The following is a 16,258-nucleotide window of genomic DNA, read 5'->3' on the forward strand; positions in this document are numbered from 1 at the left end:
AAAATAGAATAAATGATGTTCATGAAGCAGATCCTTCAATAATGAGAGCAAACTCCAGCAATATGGCAATTTATTTTTTTGTTTTTACTGCTCGAGTTATCAAAGATTTACCGTGTATTCACTATCTTAGAGCGTATAATACTTTGTAGATATTAAGAGATATAAAAAAGGAGGCAACCAAGAAAACAAAATTTGATTTTCATGTTAAATTAAGTTAAACTCAATTTAACATAAGCTGGGAGATGATAATAATGGAAACGACTATTAGAAAGATTGGAAATTCTGTAGGAGCGATTTTTCCCAAAGATATTTCTCCAGAAGTTGGAAAAATATATACGATTATTAAAATAGGTGAAACATATGTATTAAAGCCCAAAAAAGAAGATATTTTCAAGACTCCAGAGGCATGGGCAGGCTTTAGAGATTCAATCACCCAAGAAGATAAAGAGTGGGATGAGATGAACCTTGAGGGGGAGGAACTATAAATGGATTATCCAAAGCAAAAAGATATTGTATGGCTGGATTTTGATCCAGCTAGAGGAAAGGAAATAAAGAAGCGAAGACCAGGTTTGGTAGTAAGTAAGAATAACTTCAACCAATACACTGGTTTTTGTTTGATTTGCCCAATCACATCAACTGAAAGAAAATTTGATACATATATTAAGATCAAAGAACCACAAATCATTTCTGGACAAGTTGTTACACATCAGTTGTGTTCAATTGACTACACCGCTAGAAACATAATAAAAATTGAACAATGTGATATTCTAACATGGGTGGATGTACTAGAAGTCCTTGATATGTTTGTATAGGGAGTTGTAAAATATCAAATCACAAAAAAATTTGTTACACTGATAAAAAGGGGCGATGACAGATGAAGATAGCATTGATTGCACATGATCGTAAAAAAGAGTTGATGATCAAATTTACAACAGCTTATAAAATCATACTTGAACAACATGAACTATTCGCGACAGGGACAACTGGTCAGCGGATTGCAGAAGCCACAGGATTATCGGTCCATCGGTTCAATTCAGGACCTTTAGGCGGCGACCAACAAATTGGCGCGATGATCTCAGAAGATGAATTGGATCTAGTGATTTTCCTTCGTGATCCTTTAGCAGCTCAACCTCATGAACCTGATGTCACTGCGTTGATCCGCTTGGCTGATGTGTATGATATTCCTTTAGCAACAAATATTGGGACAGCAGAAGTTTTGTTACGTGGGCTTGAAGCCGGATTTTTGGAATTTCGACAAGTCATTCATGAAGAAGGAAGTAAGATCCCTTTTCCTAATAAGATCTAAAATTCGGGTTTTATGAAGATAGAGACAGTTGATCAAGGCGAATGTCTGTTACATCACGAACTAAGCAATCGTTTTCGCGTAGAATATTAGCTTTTTTATTTACAGTTCTTCCTTTTCTATGCTATAGTTTGTCTGGGATAAGTTCCCACTATTAACAGAGTAGAAAATAAAGCGTTAAGTGCTTAGAGGATGGGATGTTGCCTCTAGGACGAAGGACGTAAGTTCGCGGTTTTATTTTCGCATTCGCTGCATGAAACATGTAGCAGCTCTTAAAGGAGATGCTAGAAATGAAGAAAAATCGTTTAGATGCTCGTATGATTACGATCATGGGACTGCTGATCGCATTGATGGTCACGTTGTCTCGCTTAGTTTCATTTGAAACACCATTACTCAAAATCAGTGTAACGTTCATTCCCCAAGTAATCATGGGTATTTTATTTGGCCCATTTTGGACAGGGATCGGTTCTGTGTTAGCTGATATTGTGGGTATGGCATTATTTCCTAAATCTGTCTTTTTCATCGGCTTCACGTTGAATGCTTTTATTGAAGGAGCGATTTATGGGTTCTTTTTCTATCGCAAAGAGATCACTTGGAAAAATGCAATCTTAGCCACGCTCAGTGTGACAGTGTTCGTTAGCTTGATCCTGACACCATTATGGTTGGTCATCATGTATCAAGTACCGATGAACTGGGTATTCTGGGGACCACGTTTATTAAAAGCCATTATCTGGTTGCCGATCCAATCGACGATGATCTACGTGATTGGGCGCGCCATGCCATATAAAAGAATTTTGCGGAGTTTAACGACGCATACAAAATAAAAAACAAGCAGTCTTCCCATCCCAGAAGACTGCTTGTTTTTTGCATAGATCAGAAAAATCATCTGATTCGATGTTCACTATTTTTCAACCGATCCAGTAAATTGCGCTTGATAAAGTTGACGATAGCTACCATCTTCGATTTTCAATAATTCATCATGTGTCCCCATTTCAACGATTGCCCCTTGATCCATAACGAGGATCTGATCGGCATTTTTGATCGTGGACAAGCGATGGGCAATCACAAAACTAGTTTTTCCTTCCATCATTTTTAGGAAGGCATTTTGGATTTTCTTTTCTGTCAATGTATCCACTGAACTTGTTGCTTCATCAAGTATCAACATAGGTGGATTACTGATCATCGTACGAGCAATCGTCAGTAATTGACGCTGCCCATCGGAGATTTTTAATCCCTGTCCACCAATGCGTGTATCTAGTTTTTGTGGCAAGCGTTGGACAAATTCATACATATAGGCTGATTTTAGGGCCTCATTGATTTCTTCATCACTGGCGTCTGGTTTTCCGTAACGTAAATTTTCTCGTAACGTACTGTCGAATAACCACGTATCTTGTAAAACCATGCCAAAGCTTTTGCGTAGGGAATCACGGGCGATTTGGGTAATATCATAATCGTCGATCGTGATCGTCCCAGAATTGACATCATAAAAACGCATCAATAAATTCACTAATGTGGATTTACCAGCTCCCGTTTTACCAACGATTGCCACTGTTTGACCTGGTTTGGCAACAAAGCTGAAATTCTCGATCAACCGTTGTTGTGGTTCATAAGAGAAAGAAACATGTTTGAAAGCGACCTCTCCTTTGATCGTTTGAGGATCAAGTTGATACGCAAAAGGTTCATCTGGCGTTTCTTCCGGTTGATCGATCAATTCAAATGCTCGTTCTAAACCAGAAAATGCGGTTTGGATCTGTGTCGTGATCCCTGATAATTCAATAAAAGGTTTCGAAAACTGACTTGAATAGATCGTAAAACTTGAAATGATCCCGACAGTAATCGTTGAATCACTTCGTAAGGCAAGTAAACCACCAATCAAACCAATGGAGAGATAGGCTAAGTGATCGACAAAACGAGAAGATGGGTTCGTTAATGAAGAAGAGAATTGCGCGCGCTGCCCTTTCTCATATAAGTCAGCATTCAAGGCACTGAATTGCTGTTGATTGACTTCTTCTTGTTGGAACGCTTTGATGATTTTTTGATTACCGATACGTTCTGTAACAAAACCTGAAATATTCCCAATGATTTTTTGCTGGTTATCAAAATCATTTTGAGAAGCGCGTGCCACTAACCAGCTGACTAAGAAAATGATTGGTGTCGAACAAATGACGACAAGTGTCAATAATGGACTCAAGCTGAGCATGAAGATCAGTGAGAGGATAATGATCGCCACTCCAGAAAATAATTGATTGAACGCCGCTGATATCGCAATGGAGATATTGTCCATATCATTTGTGAAACGGCTGACGATATTCCCGTGTGAATTTTGATCATAGTATCTTAACGGTAAAAGATTTAAACGAGCAAAAGCATCTTTTCGTAGGTTAGCAACAGAGAGGTAAGCCAATCGGTTACTTAATACTTGGATCAACCATTGACTGATGACATTAAGTAAAACGATCCCGCCAAACATCACCAGAAGTTGGACTAATCGAGTAAAGTTGACTTGCCCCACACCAACCATTTGATCGATACTTTGACCGATCTGTAAGGTCATCACGACGGTAGCAACACCATTGACGATTCCCAACAAGACAGCTAACCAAATTTCACGTGGATGGGCCGTCAGATAAGGAACAAAACGTTTGAGCGTTTGCCACGATAGTTTTTTTGTTTTCATTTTATTCCTCCTCCTGTGATGCCACGATTTCACGATACTCAGAAGATTGACTAAGCAATGTATCATGTGTACCCTGGGCCACGATTTTTCCTTGATCCATGACGAGGATATGCTCTGCTTGTTGAATCGAACGGATGCGTTGAGAAATAATGATGACCGTTGTATTAAGGGAAGTTTGTAGTGCTTGGCGCAAGTTCAGATCCGTTTGATAATCAAGGGCACTCAAGGAGTCATCTAAGATCAATAAGGCAGGTTTGGCGATCAATGCACGAGCAATCGTCAATCGTTGTTTTTGACCTCCGGAAAAGTTTTTCCCGTTCTCCATGACTCTTGTATCTAATCCTTTGGGTAATTGGCGAACAAAATCTTCCGCTTGGGCAATTGCCAAAGCTTCCCAACACTCTGCGTCTGTCGCGTCAGGTTTTCCCCACTGAAGATTTTCCCGAATGGTACCGGTGAATAAGACAGCCGTTTGTGGTACTTGCGAAATCTGACTTCGTAATGTATCTAACGGCCAGTCACGAACGTCTTGTTCATCAAATAACACAGAGCCTTCACTAACATCATAAAAACGTGGGATCAATTGTGTCAATGTCGTCTTCCCACTTCCGGTCGGACCAATGATCCCTAAGACAGTTTGGCGTTTCAAAGTGAAATTGATTCCTTGTAATGACAGACCAGATTCTGGCGTATAACGAAAATCTACGTCTTTAAATTGTAGAATTGTTTCAGAATCCATGACTGGTTCACTAGGAGTCTCAGCATCTGTAATGGTATTTTCGGTATCTAAGACTTCTTTGACCCGCTGAGCAGAAGCTTCTGCACGAGTAAAGATCACGACAAGATTGGAAACAACGATCAAGGCTAATAACATTTGGTTCATGTAATTGATCAATGCTAAAACTTGTCCTTGTTGTAAGGAACCGATATTTACCTTGACCCCGCCGACAGTCAATAGACAAATGATCCCGACATTCATGATCAATGTCGTTGCCGGAGAGAGCAAAGCGGAGATATTGGAAACTCGTAAATAATTTTTTGCTAAGACATCCGTGTTTTCATCAAACGTTTCGATTTCTTTATTAGTACGTGAAAATGCTCGGATCACACGAACCCCGCTTAAATTTTGGCTAACAGTCTCATTTAGACCATCCAACTTTTCTTGGACTTTTTGATAGAGGGGGATCGTCTTACGGATGATAAAGTATAAAATGATTGAAAAAATTGGTAATAAAGCTAAGAAGAATAGCCCGACTTGCCAGTCGATCACAAAAGCCATCACTACTGATCCAATACTTAAAAAAGGTGCTCGGATCAATAAACGGATAACCATTGCGAGTGCAAGTTGTAGCTGATTGATATCATTGGTCATGCGCGTGATCAATGTATCCGTCCCAAAATGATTTAATTCACTATGGGAGAAAGAGTTGATTTTTTTGATGAGTTGGTTTCTAAGTTCTGTTCCAAACCCTTGAGAGGCAATGGATGAATAATATTGACAAATAATGGCACAGATCAATCCAATCACCGACATGACGATCATCCAGATACCCATGTTGATGATCACTTCACGATTGTTCATTTTTAGCCCATTATCGATCAGCGAAGCCATCAGTAAAGGTAAAATCAATTCAAAGACTGCTTCTAAAAATTTAAATACAGGACCTAGGATGATTTGTTTTCGATAGTCTTTCGCATAGCGCAATAACTGAATCATAAAATTTCCTCCTAAAAACAAGTTACCCAATATTGTTCGCACGTCTATCGGCAAAAAACCGATTTATGATAAATAGATATCCTTAAAGCAACAAAAATATCTTGCAGCGAGAAATCTAACGATGATATAACTAGGTACTCTCATATTGTAGCTTATGAAATTTAGAATGAAAAGAGAACAAGCCTTTTCATAATCCGCACATTTTAGTAAAACTTAAGAAAATACACAATAGTGCGTAGTACATTGCCGCTCTTGCACCTCCTAAAATCGCATAAATCGTAAAAAAATAACTACAAAAAAAGCACCATCCACAAAAAATTGATGAACAACTCTCGTGGATGGTGCTTTTTTTTCGAGGCTAAACATTTCTGCCTCGCGACTTGCGGTCATTAATATTTTTTATTTTTGTAAGTCAGCTAAAACTGTTTCGCCTTTGACATCGACATCGATGACATTATAGAACCCATTTTTAGTATCAGCGACATCCCAAACAGCTAAGATCACATGATAGCCCAAACGGTCATTGGGAATGTTGATCGAATGTGTTGGATTAGTAGAAGCTAGTTGTCCATCATTGCCTACTTCACCAATGAATTCCAAGTCGTCTCTTGTCAACGCATCATTTTGATCCCAACCGGCTTTTGTCATGTAGTAATGCCATTTCGTTGTTGCATGATTGGCAGTGAATGTCCAAGTAAAATCATTTGCACCAGCTGTCAGTTGTTGTTTTGTCCACAATGAGGCTGTTTGTTGATCTAATAGGAAATCACCTACCGCACCATTTGCAGAAGCGATTTGTCCATCTTCAGGTCCAGCAGCTGGAAAGCCTTTTGGTGCTTCAAGGGATTGTGGCTCATTGATAACAGCTCCGTATTTTTTGAATGCAGCATTCCAGTTTGTATTTTTGTCAAGGCTCCCTTGGTATCCACGACTTGCTGGTTCAGAAACGTAACCATGAGCAGCAACATCGACAGAAGTAAGAGTGCTTGCCCCAATACCAGCTAAAATGAATCCTAAACCAATTAATGTACTTTTTTTCATGATGATTCCTCCAATAATTTTTCTTTATGTAACTTACAATCGGTATCATAACTGACATATTATTAAGGTGAAAATTATGTATGTTATTGCAACAAAAAAAATTCGTTCAGCACGAAAATGTTTTTTTTTAGGAATAGTTCTATTTAGTCGTGTTTTTGATTATAGGGAAATGGTCGCTGGTAAAAACAACTGCAACTGAAGAAATCGCTTATGCACGGGAATAGAACAAGAAACGAAAGAATTTATTGGAAGTGGTGGAGTAAATGTAGAGAACGAATCAGATAAATGAAGGAGGCAACATTACTCTTCGTTACAGGGAGATAGTTAAAAACCATGCATCTTCTCATTTGGGGATGAGGAGATACACGGTTTTTTTAGGCAGTATTCGCTTGGCGTTGTGAAGAGAGGCGATCGCACGTACTTTTAACAACAACTTTTGTGTGGTGCTCATTGTGCGTTAAATCACATATCTCTGCGCACAATTTTTCTTTTAGATTGATCATATAGTCTTTACTCGTAGAAAGATCTAACCATTCAAAAAATGCAATACCCGTTTCCACTTCTTTTAAAGCTGTTTTTTGTCCATCAGCTAATTTATCTAGAGCAGTAAATACTTTGTAATGTGCAAGGTCGAGTGTTTGCTTATGTGTCGTAGCGATTTTTTTTAATTGAGCTAGAAATAATTTGCGTAATGTGATTGATTCACGGTTAAAAGAAAGACGGACACCGTTCAAAATAAAATTAGAAAGAAGCTCAGAATAATAGGTATTATCTATGTAAGCTTTCATCTTTGTGACACTGTTTTGGAACGAATAGGCAATATATTCATCATCAAAAATAAACAAACAATTTGAAAAAATAGTCAATTCAAAATGGCCCCAAGTATCAATCTTTTCAAGATACTTCTTAATGACACTGATTTCTTCTTTCATTGATGCGGTAAAAGATGTGCTATACAGATAATTTGAAATCAATTTTCTTTGGGCATAGATCAAACGATAATAAATGTTTCCTGTTTTTTCAAATTCATTAAGCAATTCTTGCTCTTGAGCAGATGTAATGGTTTTTGAAGTAATCAAATAATTCGTTAATTTTTGTTTATTTGACAATGAATTACTATTCAATAAAAATTGATATTCTTCAAGTGTGATATTCATCCGATCAAGATAATTTACTAATAGTTCAAAACCAATTTTTGTTCCGCGTGATTCGAAAGCTGCTAATGTTCCTCTTTGGGAGATACCTACAGTTAATTGTTCTTGCGTCAATCCACGATCTTTTCTTAATTTTCGAATTAGAGCAGCATGTTCTGTCATGTTCATTTCCTCCAGAAGCTGTTTTTTGTACATGGCTATAATAGCATAATGTAGTTATGTGGATGTTATGTTTTCATATATGCGCCATTTTGCTAAAAAAGTGCGATTTTTTTTGTTTGAAAATTATTTTGTTGCAATACCAGACAAAAAAAATTTTGAAGAATAAGATATGTTTTAATCTGGTCTGTAATACAAATTTAGGAGGGAAAAAATGAATAAAAAAAGTTTATTATTCTCAGTTGGTCTTTTAGGTTGTTTGATTGGAGGCGGAACAGATGTGTTTGCAGCAGACGCAGCAGATACGATGCCAGATATCTCAAATCGCCAAGTTTCAGTAGGTTATTATCATAATTGGGTGCCTGAACAAGGTGCTGGTTACCAAGGGGGCCGTCCGGCAGATACTGATTTGGCAAAAGTAAATCCTTTTTATAATGTGATTGCTGTGTCATTCATGAAAGGGGAAGGTATCCCAACATTCAAACCTTACAATATGTCTGATACTGAATTTAGACAAAAAGTAGCAACTTTGAATGCTGAAGATCGTGTGGTACTCATTTCACTTGGGGGTGCAGACTCACATATTGAATTACATAAAGGAGAAGAACAAGCCTTTGCAGATGAAATCATCCGTTTGGTTGAAGTTTATGGATTTGATGGCTTAGATATTGATTTAGAACAAACCGCAGTAGATGCAGGCGACAATAAAACAGTGATCCCAGATGCGTTGAAAATCGTCCGTGCACATTTTGAGAAAGAGCAAAAACATTTTATTATCTCCATGGCGCCAGAGTTTCCGTACTTAAGAACACAAGGTAAATATGTGCCATACATTACTGCTTTAGAACAAGAATATGATTTTATTGCACCACAGTTATACAACCAAGCAGGTGACGGTATCAGTGTTGGAACTGAATGGATCGCTCAAAACAATGACAGCAAAAAATTTGAATTCTTATATGGGATTTCAAAAGCTTTCAATGAAGGAAGCGGTGGTTTTATCCAAATTCCAGCGAATCGTTTAGCTTTAGGTATTCCAGCAAACATTGATGCAGCAGCAAATGGTTTCGTAAAAGAGCCATCGAAAGTCTATGACGTATTTGAACAAATGGAAAAAGATCAAACACCATTGAAAGGTTTGATGACTTGGAGCATCAACTGGGATGAAGGAAGAAACTCTGCTGGAGTAGAGTACAATGAATCATTTGCGAAGTCTTATCAGGATTTATTCCAAGAAAAAACACCTGATACAGAAAAACCATCACAACCAACCAATCTAGCAGGAACAGCAACACATTCAACTGTCGCACTATCTTGGACAAATTCAACAGATGATCGTGGTGTAGCAGGTTATTACATTTATCGTGATGGCGAACAAATTGGTAGAGCAACAAACAATGCTTATACAGACACAAAATTGACTGCCAGCACAGAATACACTTATACAGTGAAAGCATTCGATGCAGCTGGTAACGTTTCAGAAGAAAGTAAAGCATTAGTGATTTCTACATTAGAAGAGCCACCAGCTGACTTAGAAGCTCCATCAGTACCATTGAACATTGCGGTTTCATCAATTAGTGACAAGAGTGTCTCTTTATCATGGACACAATCAACAGACAACGTGGGTGTAGTAGGTTACTATGTTTACCGTGACGGTGAGCAAGTAGGAGAAACAGCAACAAATACATTCAGTGACGCAGGATTAACAGCTAACACAGAGTATTCTTATACAGTGAAAGCATTTGACGAAGCGGGCAACATTTCAGAAGAAAGCAAAGCATTAGTTGTGACAACGGCGGATGCACCAGCAGTAGAAGCATGGGATGCAGATACAATTTATGATCTAGGTGATATCGTGACACACAAAGGCAACACATATCGTGCAAAATGGTGGACACGAGGCAATGAGCCTGGAACTGAACAATGGGGACCTTGGGAATTGATTGGCTAAACAATCCATACCCGTCTTTATTAATGAAGCAATCGTTGATGCTGAATCAATCAACGAATAAGTGATTTGCTCAGTATTGTTAAGATTTTCGTGCATGTCTAACGAGAATCTTAGCAATTGGGCAAACGCATGATAAAAATTCAATTATTTTTTATGTTTGTATAACAGAACATGGAAAAAACATATATTATAACAACTATTATAAAAATTCCAAGTCCTCTTTTAAGAGGGCTTTTTTTATTTTATCAAGTAACATGAATGAATTGAAATCATAACGTACAGATAAAATGTTTATTAAATTTTTACACTGAGAAGGGTAAATCTATGGATTTTTTTCCATAGTTTATCAAGCATAATATAGACATAGATTGGTGATTACTTGGTAAAGGAGGTTGATATATGAGAAATAAATATAAGGTAAATGGTTGTTTTCAAGCTGAGCTTTTGATGGAAAAGCCATGATCCACCTGAGCAGGGAACCATGAAAGGAAGAATGATCACCCTAATACTATCGGTGGGATCAAATTATCTAGTTGTACAAAAAAGGGATGTTTTTTAGGATGATAAAGATGAAGCTGGCAAAAAAAATAAAGGTAGTTATGTGTATAGTAAGTATCGTTTTCTTTTTTTATAAAGTAGCCATCAGTCTACCGTATCATGCGTCTGCTGATTCGACAACTGAGAGTAGTGAAAATGCGCCGAGTGAAAGTACTACGACAAAGGAAATGGGTTCTTCAGAAGAAATAAGTGAACCATCCAATAGTACTGTACAAAGTGATTTCCAATCCGTTTTAGCTGTCCCTACAGCAGCTTCAGGCATAGCTAGTGTGGATAACTTCAATGATTTTCGTACCGCTTTATTGGACCCCACTATTACAGACATTTATTTAACTGGAGATATCAAGTTAACGGCATCTTTTAATATCAATTCGCCAAAAAATATTTATGGCAATAACCATACGATTGATATTAATCTTCAACTGGTTGGCGTTGCATTAGCGTATACGACTTGCTCTATTTCTGATGTCACACTAATCAATCAACATCCATATTCGTTTTTCTGGTCCGAATTCTCAGGAGTCACGATCAACTATACAAATGTCACATCTTCTGGACAACAATTCATTTATCTGCCTTATGGGACAGCGAATCTGTATGAGAATATTACAGCCTCATCAGATACGCAAGAAGTGTGTGAAGTAAAAGAATTAAATATACGAAATGGAGCAAATGTAGCATTCAATAATACGAGTAACAGCTATCCAGTAGTAGGTAATAATAGCAGCACTGTCTTGAACATAGAAGATCATACAACTTTTAGCGCACAATCAAATAATCCAACAGCAACTATTGCAATCGGTCAATCTCTGTCAATCGCAGCAACCAGCAACTTTTCGATTGCTAATTCCAAAGGCTGTGCTTTAGGTTCATATTATAGCAGTGCACCATTCACGATCGCTTCAAATAGTGGGATTGGTACTTGGAAGCTAAATGGCACAGACCCACTTCCCGATATCGGCTATACTGGACCAATTACGACAAGTTTTAATTTAACTTCGATTGATAGTGCTCAAAATACCTTGAATGTGACGTCTAATAATTCCATGTTTCCAAAATATTTCCAGTCTAAAAATGTAAGAAAAATAGCTAGTGGTCCATTCACGAGTAAAGCACAAGTAATTACCAAGGATATCGATCTATTATTGGGTGAAGTTTGGATACCACCATATAACTTTGTGAGTGCAACAAATGCGCTAGGACAGCCACAAACAATCAATGATGTCACGATTCAAGGCGAAGCGGATGGAGAGAAAATAGGGACCTATCAAATTACTTTTACTTGTGATGATGCGGAGTCTGTGGCGACAGTCAATGTATTTGATATTCAGCTTCATTCCTTGCCTACGATCTATGCCAAAGATACATGGAATGAATATGATGGATTAGATTGTATCATCGAATCAGATAGTAGCAGCAATTCATCTCTTTCGTTTTTCGAGACAAACGTCAGTGTCACTGCACAAAAAATCGAAGGAGCGAATATGATTGATATTGATCCACAAAAATTGACAGAAGAAGAAGGACAGTATGTTCTCACCTATACGTATAAGCATAAATCGAAAAGTATGAATGTGACGGTTGAGGAGAGCCTTTTCAATGATCAATCAATCTATCCGTCCATACTTGATTTTGGCCATGTCCCAATCCAATATACAACCAATCAATTGATTGCTACAAATGCCACAGGGAAAATCGATATCACTGACAAACGAAGTAACAATGGAGACGGCTATAAAGTAAAAGTCACTCAGGACCATGTCTTGACTGGAATAAGTAGTGGCTTTCAATTAACAGGGTCAATCATCCAATTTGAAACAGGGACAGCAACTAATAGTAGTGGGGGAGCAGTGATAAGTACTGGAAGTAATCAAACAATTGATATTCCTGTTGGGCAAGAAAAAGAAGTATTTCGAGTGGATAAAGGGAATAGTCGGGGACAGATCGTTTTGCCACTCACCGAGTTTAAGTTGGAGTTGCCAAGTGACAGTCCGAAAATAGCTGATTCTTATCAGGCAAAAATCACTTGGACACTTTCAGAAACACCCTAGCCATAAGTCTCTAACGGACGATGGATAATGATAGCATGAGGGTGTTCAATCTTAGGAGTCAGAAAACGAGAGATCAAAAAAAGAATCAGGATTAAGTTGTGCGCTCATTCATAGAACGTTGTGCCAATCGTTGATAGAGACAACTCACAATGGATCATTTCTGAAAGCGAAAAGGAACGACGTGCAGACTGATCACAATTGAAGTGGCAACAAAGTCGGCTAGCTATAAAATATTTTATACAATGAAAAGGAGCATAAGATAATGGTAATCACAAAAAAATATGTCATGGCAGGTATGAGTATCTTAGTAGGAGCAAGTTTAGGTATAACATCGGTGAGTGCCGATACAACAACTGATGGCACAGTGACTTTACAAGCACCAACTGGTGGAAATGGAGAAGATTTGAACCTAGCAACCAACAAGTTACCAACCAATCTGAATTTTGGTACTGCTAATATCAAATATGATCAATCCATCGAACAAATCGCTACAGTAGATGGTAATCAGGCATCTAACCCAACAACTACGGATATCCAAGTCACAGATAATCGTGGTGATCTAACAAAAGGTTGGAAACTAAAAGTAAAACAAATTGCCCAATTTACGTCCTCAGTCAATCAAGCTGAGTTAGCAGGGGCAGAATTATCGATCAATACAGGAAATGTGACAAACATTGGTGGTGATCTACCCACAGGCGGTGTAATCAACACCCAAGACTATCTGATTACTCCAGATGTGGATGTGGAAGTATTCAAAGCGAGTCCAGGAGAGGGATTAGGAATTTCAACATTGCCAATCAATCAATACAAATTAAGTATTCCTGCTGCAGCAAAAAAAGAAGCGGATACCTATCATGCGCAATTGACTTGGACGTTTTCTGATACATTGTAAGAACTGCCCTTGACAGAAAGGAACTGCCCAGTGAAAATCAAAAAATATATAGCCATGTTTTTATTTTTACTTGTTTTGTCTCATCTATGTGACGTACCTGTGTTTAGTGATGAAAACTCAGCTTCTCAGAATATTCCATTTTTGGTGTCCACGCAATTGCCGGACAATCAAATAAATAAACAGGTCTCCTATTTTGATTTACAAATGGAACCAAAACAAGAACAGACGTTGCATCTTAAAATCGAAAATATCTCGGATCAGACGATCATGCTAGACACAACTTTATATCAAGGAAATACGAACAGTATCGGGGTCATTGAGTATGATAAATCGGTCAAGGGTTTAGCAAATAACGCGCAAGTCAATATAGAAGATCTAGTAAAAATATCAGAAAATAAAATCAAAATTTCTCCAAAGCAAACGCATGAATTACAAGTGAAAATCAAAATGCCTGAAAAGAATCTATCTGGGATTACCATTGGAGCGATCCGGGTAGTTCAGAATAATGAAGCAAACAAAGAAGGCAATATTCAAAATAATTTTGCGAGAGAAATCGGTTTAGTTTTGCAATCAAGTGATCCGGAGCAAATTCCATCAACATTAAAACTTTTAGATGCGCAAGCAGAACAAGTGAATACGCGGAATGTTTTTACAGAGAAAATCCAAAATCCTAAACCCAAATTAATCCGGCTAACCAACATCAAAGCAATCATTACGAAAGAAGATGATCAAGAAGTTATGTATCAAGCAAACCAGCCGGAAGGCTCGATTGCTCCAAATACGGTATTGAACTATAGGATACCATTAGACGGTAAAGCATTATTACCGGGAGTGTATGTTGCGACATTTGAAGCGGATGAGGGGGAACATCACTGGAAGTTAACAAGGAAATTCATAGTAAAAAACAACATAAGCAAAAAATTAAACCAAACAGATATATTGATAAAAAGTCAGCCTAGTTTTTTTGCAAAGTACAAATGGATGATGATAACTGGGTGTGTCTTATTAGTGATTATTCTAGGTCTGTGTATTTATATAGGTAAAATCAAAAGGAAGTTAGTTGAACAAGAGAAGAGCTAAGCTAGTTTATAATAAGTAAAAGGGGGAGAACAGAAGTGATGCCACGTTCTTCCTCTTTTTTTACAAAAAAATAAATTTTTTTAAATTTTATGAAACTTTTACTTCAACTTGATTTTTTAATGATATTATCCATTTAATTTAACAGGTGGGTGGGGGAGTAATAGTGTTTAGAAAATATTTAGAGAAAGAAATTTTTCGAAAAGTAACTATTATTAATCTATTATGGGAAAAATCAAGTTTGACTTCGCTGGAGCTGTCTCAACAATTGAATGTTTCTGTTTCAACGATAAAAGGAGACATAAAAGCAATCAATCTACAATTCGATGAGACTGATCCGTTGATTGAATCAAATCCAACAGGGTATTTGATCAGACATAAGTATAAAAGAAATAAACGAACGTATATGAAGAAAGTCTATCAATATTCACCATTTATCAAAGCGTGTATGTATTTCTTTAAAACCGATTTTTCGAATCCCCTAGGTTTTGCCAAGCAAGAATATATCTCTTCCTCCAAAGCATATCAACTAAAAAAAGAGGTGATGTCCTATGTCGCCTCTTATGGCATCGACCTCAATGATAAGAAGGTAGAAGATGAGTATCGCTTACGGTTTTTAATTGCACTTTTTCAAATGAAGAGCGGTATTCAAGTAGTTAAGGTGTCAAAAACAAGTCAGTACAAAATAAATCATTTGTTTCAACAAATCGAAAAAGAACAAAAATGTTTATTTTCAGATTTCTCAAAAGAATACGCACAGATTTTACTTCAACTGATGTTTGATCGAAAAATGAAGTTGAAAGACAATCTAGATATAAAAAAGTTAGAGATGTATAAATGCACACCTATTTATCATCAGATAGAAGATCGTCTTGTCGCCTTTTTGAAACAAATGTTTTTAAGCCCAGATGAACGAAACTTAAACTATTGTACGATCGTATTCAATTTTTTAAACCAAAATTTTTATGAAATAAATGCACATGAAAAGAATTATCAATGCTATATCGCTTTTACTAAAGAGTTCCCAGAGATCAAGTATGAGTATCTGATCGACAAGATGGAACGTAATATTCCTAACTTTTCTAATAATCAACGAACCATCGAAGTACTAACTTTGATGTTTTTGCGGAAATGTCATTTTAATTTTCAACAGCTGATTCCTGAAGAACATGTTGTGGAAGGGACAGATATGGCAGAGATTCCTCAAGCTTTCTTTGAGAAAATCAAGCAGATCTTTATGGACTGGAATGATTTTTCAGGATTGAACCTAGCATTTTCAGATGATCATTTTCGGTATTTAGCAACAAAAATTTATTTTTTGACTTATCGGAGTAAAAATGAAAAAAGAGTCTTTTTACTGACAGGTGTCTGTACGGACTTCTTATGGGCACAGGAAATGTTAGAACAAGAATTTGGAAACACCCTGGACATTCAACAATTCAATCCGGAAACCATTCCCAGCAACTATAATAAACGTGACGTGATTTTATATAATATCAGCCATGAGAAACTATCCCAAATTGATTGCTTCAAAATGAGGGTATCCTTTAATTTTGATTTTTGTGAATTGTTTAACATAAGGAAAGAATTATTTGGTTATGATATCGCTATGTATAAAAAAATCATCGAGAAAGAATTACGATAAATAGAAGAGATGGGCTGAGGCAGCTGATTTTTT

13 protein-coding genes and 1 riboswitch are annotated in these 16,258 nt (G+C 37.1%); of the genes, 9 read left to right on the forward strand and 4 right to left on the reverse strand.

Going from position 1 to position 16,258, the window contains the following annotated elements; all coding sequences use genetic code 11:
• Positions 1–251: 251 nt before the first annotated feature.
• From IGJ00_RS03490 to IGJ00_RS03505, 4 genes are all read left to right on the forward strand, one after another.
• A complete protein-coding gene (locus IGJ00_RS03490; protein ID WP_066026200.1) occupies positions 252–485 on the forward strand; it encodes an AbrB/MazE/SpoVT family DNA-binding domain-containing protein in 234 nt (77 codons plus the stop codon).
• A complete protein-coding gene (locus IGJ00_RS03495; RefSeq protein WP_438844125.1) occupies positions 486–812 on the forward strand; it encodes a type II toxin-antitoxin system PemK/MazF family toxin in 327 nt (108 codons plus the stop codon). It begins immediately after the preceding gene.
• A 62-nt stretch (positions 813–874) separates the two neighbouring features.
• On the forward strand, positions 875–1,306 hold the full coding sequence (gene mgsA / locus IGJ00_RS03500) for a methylglyoxal synthase (protein ID WP_071866633.1): 432 nt from the start codon (positions 875–877) through the stop codon (positions 1,304–1,306).
• Positions 1,307–1,459: 153 nt separating this feature from the next.
• Positions 1,460–1,557: riboswitch (THF riboswitch) on the forward strand.
• Between the two features lie 36 nt (positions 1,558–1,593).
• Complete coding sequence (locus tag IGJ00_RS03505; RefSeq protein WP_071866632.1) at positions 1,594–2,127, forward strand: folate family ECF transporter S component; 534 nt, start codon at positions 1,594–1,596, stop codon at positions 2,125–2,127.
• Positions 2,128–2,204: 77 nt separating this feature from the next.
• Here IGJ00_RS03505 and IGJ00_RS03510 read toward each other — a convergent pair whose 3' ends face one another.
• The 4 genes from IGJ00_RS03510 to IGJ00_RS03525 all read right to left on the reverse strand — a co-directional run bounded on the left by IGJ00_RS03510 (position 2,205) and on the right by IGJ00_RS03525 (position 8,054).
• Positions 2,205–3,980, reverse strand: a complete 1,776-nt coding sequence (locus IGJ00_RS03510) for an ABC transporter ATP-binding protein (RefSeq protein ID WP_074800669.1) — start codon at positions 3,978–3,980, stop codon at positions 2,205–2,207.
• A gap of 1 nt (position 3,981) precedes the next feature.
• Entirely contained in the window at positions 3,982–5,697 is a 1,716-nt protein-coding gene (locus IGJ00_RS03515; RefSeq protein ID WP_074800674.1) for an ABC transporter ATP-binding protein, read from the reverse strand.
• Positions 5,698–6,096: 399 nt separating this feature from the next.
• Positions 6,097–6,738 (reverse strand): lytic polysaccharide monooxygenase auxiliary activity family 9 protein, encoded by a 642-nt coding sequence (locus IGJ00_RS03520; protein ID WP_010736127.1) that lies wholly within the window; start codon positions 6,736–6,738, stop codon positions 6,097–6,099.
• Positions 6,739–7,112: 374 nt separating this feature from the next.
• Positions 7,113–8,054: a helix-turn-helix domain-containing protein gene (locus IGJ00_RS03525; RefSeq protein WP_074800677.1), complete on the reverse strand. Its 942-nt coding sequence runs from the start codon at positions 8,052–8,054 to the stop codon at positions 7,113–7,115.
• 211 nt (positions 8,055–8,265) lie between these two features.
• Here IGJ00_RS03525 and IGJ00_RS03530 point away from each other — a divergent pair, with 211 nt between their 5' ends.
• From IGJ00_RS03530 to IGJ00_RS03550, 5 genes are all read left to right on the forward strand, one after another.
• On the forward strand, positions 8,266–10,002 hold the full coding sequence (locus IGJ00_RS03530) for a fibronectin type III domain-containing protein (RefSeq protein WP_071866627.1): 1,737 nt from the start codon (positions 8,266–8,268) through the stop codon (positions 10,000–10,002).
• Between the two features lie 569 nt (positions 10,003–10,571).
• The gene (locus IGJ00_RS03535) at positions 10,572–12,611 is read left to right on the forward strand and encodes a pectate lyase-like adhesive domain-containing protein (RefSeq protein ID WP_438844126.1); all 2,040 of its coding nucleotides are present in this window, start codon (positions 10,572–10,574) and stop codon (positions 12,609–12,611) included.
• A gap of 262 nt (positions 12,612–12,873) precedes the next feature.
• A complete protein-coding gene (locus tag IGJ00_RS03540; RefSeq protein ID WP_438844127.1) occupies positions 12,874–13,503 on the forward strand; it encodes a WxL domain-containing protein in 630 nt (209 codons plus the stop codon).
• 30 nt (positions 13,504–13,533) lie between these two features.
• Positions 13,534–14,583, forward strand: coding sequence for a DUF916 and DUF3324 domain-containing protein (locus IGJ00_RS03545; RefSeq protein WP_438844128.1), 1,050 nt, complete (start codon positions 13,534–13,536; stop codon positions 14,581–14,583).
• Positions 14,584–14,746: 163 nt separating this feature from the next.
• Complete coding sequence (locus IGJ00_RS03550) at positions 14,747–16,225, forward strand: helix-turn-helix domain-containing protein (RefSeq protein ID WP_438844129.1); 1,479 nt, start codon at positions 14,747–14,749, stop codon at positions 16,223–16,225.
• Positions 16,226–16,258 lie beyond the last annotated feature (33 nt).

The organism is Enterococcus sp. AZ062, from assembly GCF_051715065.1.
GTDB lineage: Bacteria > Bacillota > Bacilli > Lactobacillales > Enterococcaceae > Enterococcus_B > Enterococcus_B mundtii.

Excerpts from the sequence above, each read along its gene's own strand:
- IGJ00_RS03490 (WP_066026200.1), top strand. The coding sequence starts at position 252 with ATGGAAACGACTATTAGAAAGATTGGAAATTCTGTAGGAGCGATTTTT.
- IGJ00_RS03495 (WP_438844125.1), top strand. The coding sequence starts at position 486 with ATGGATTATCCAAAGCAAAAAGATATTGTATGGCTGGATTTTGATCCA.
- mgsA (WP_071866633.1), top strand. The coding sequence starts at position 875 with ATGAAGATAGCATTGATTGCACATGATCGTAAAAAAGAGTTGATGATC.
- IGJ00_RS03505 (WP_071866632.1), top strand. The coding sequence starts at position 1,594 with ATGAAGAAAAATCGTTTAGATGCTCGTATGATTACGATCATGGGACTG.
- IGJ00_RS03510 (WP_074800669.1), bottom strand. The coding sequence starts at position 3,980 with ATGAAAACAAAAAAACTATCGTGGCAAACGCTCAAACGTTTTGTTCCT.
- IGJ00_RS03515 (WP_074800674.1), bottom strand. The coding sequence starts at position 5,697 with ATGATTCAGTTATTGCGCTATGCGAAAGACTATCGAAAACAAATCATC.
- IGJ00_RS03520 (WP_010736127.1), bottom strand. The coding sequence starts at position 6,738 with ATGAAAAAAAGTACATTAATTGGTTTAGGATTCATTTTAGCTGGTATT.
- IGJ00_RS03525 (WP_074800677.1), bottom strand. The coding sequence starts at position 8,054 with ATGACAGAACATGCTGCTCTAATTCGAAAATTAAGAAAAGATCGTGGA.
- IGJ00_RS03530 (WP_071866627.1), top strand. The coding sequence starts at position 8,266 with ATGAATAAAAAAAGTTTATTATTCTCAGTTGGTCTTTTAGGTTGTTTG.
- IGJ00_RS03535 (WP_438844126.1), top strand. The coding sequence starts at position 10,572 with ATGAAGCTGGCAAAAAAAATAAAGGTAGTTATGTGTATAGTAAGTATC.
- IGJ00_RS03540 (WP_438844127.1), top strand. The coding sequence starts at position 12,874 with ATGGTAATCACAAAAAAATATGTCATGGCAGGTATGAGTATCTTAGTA.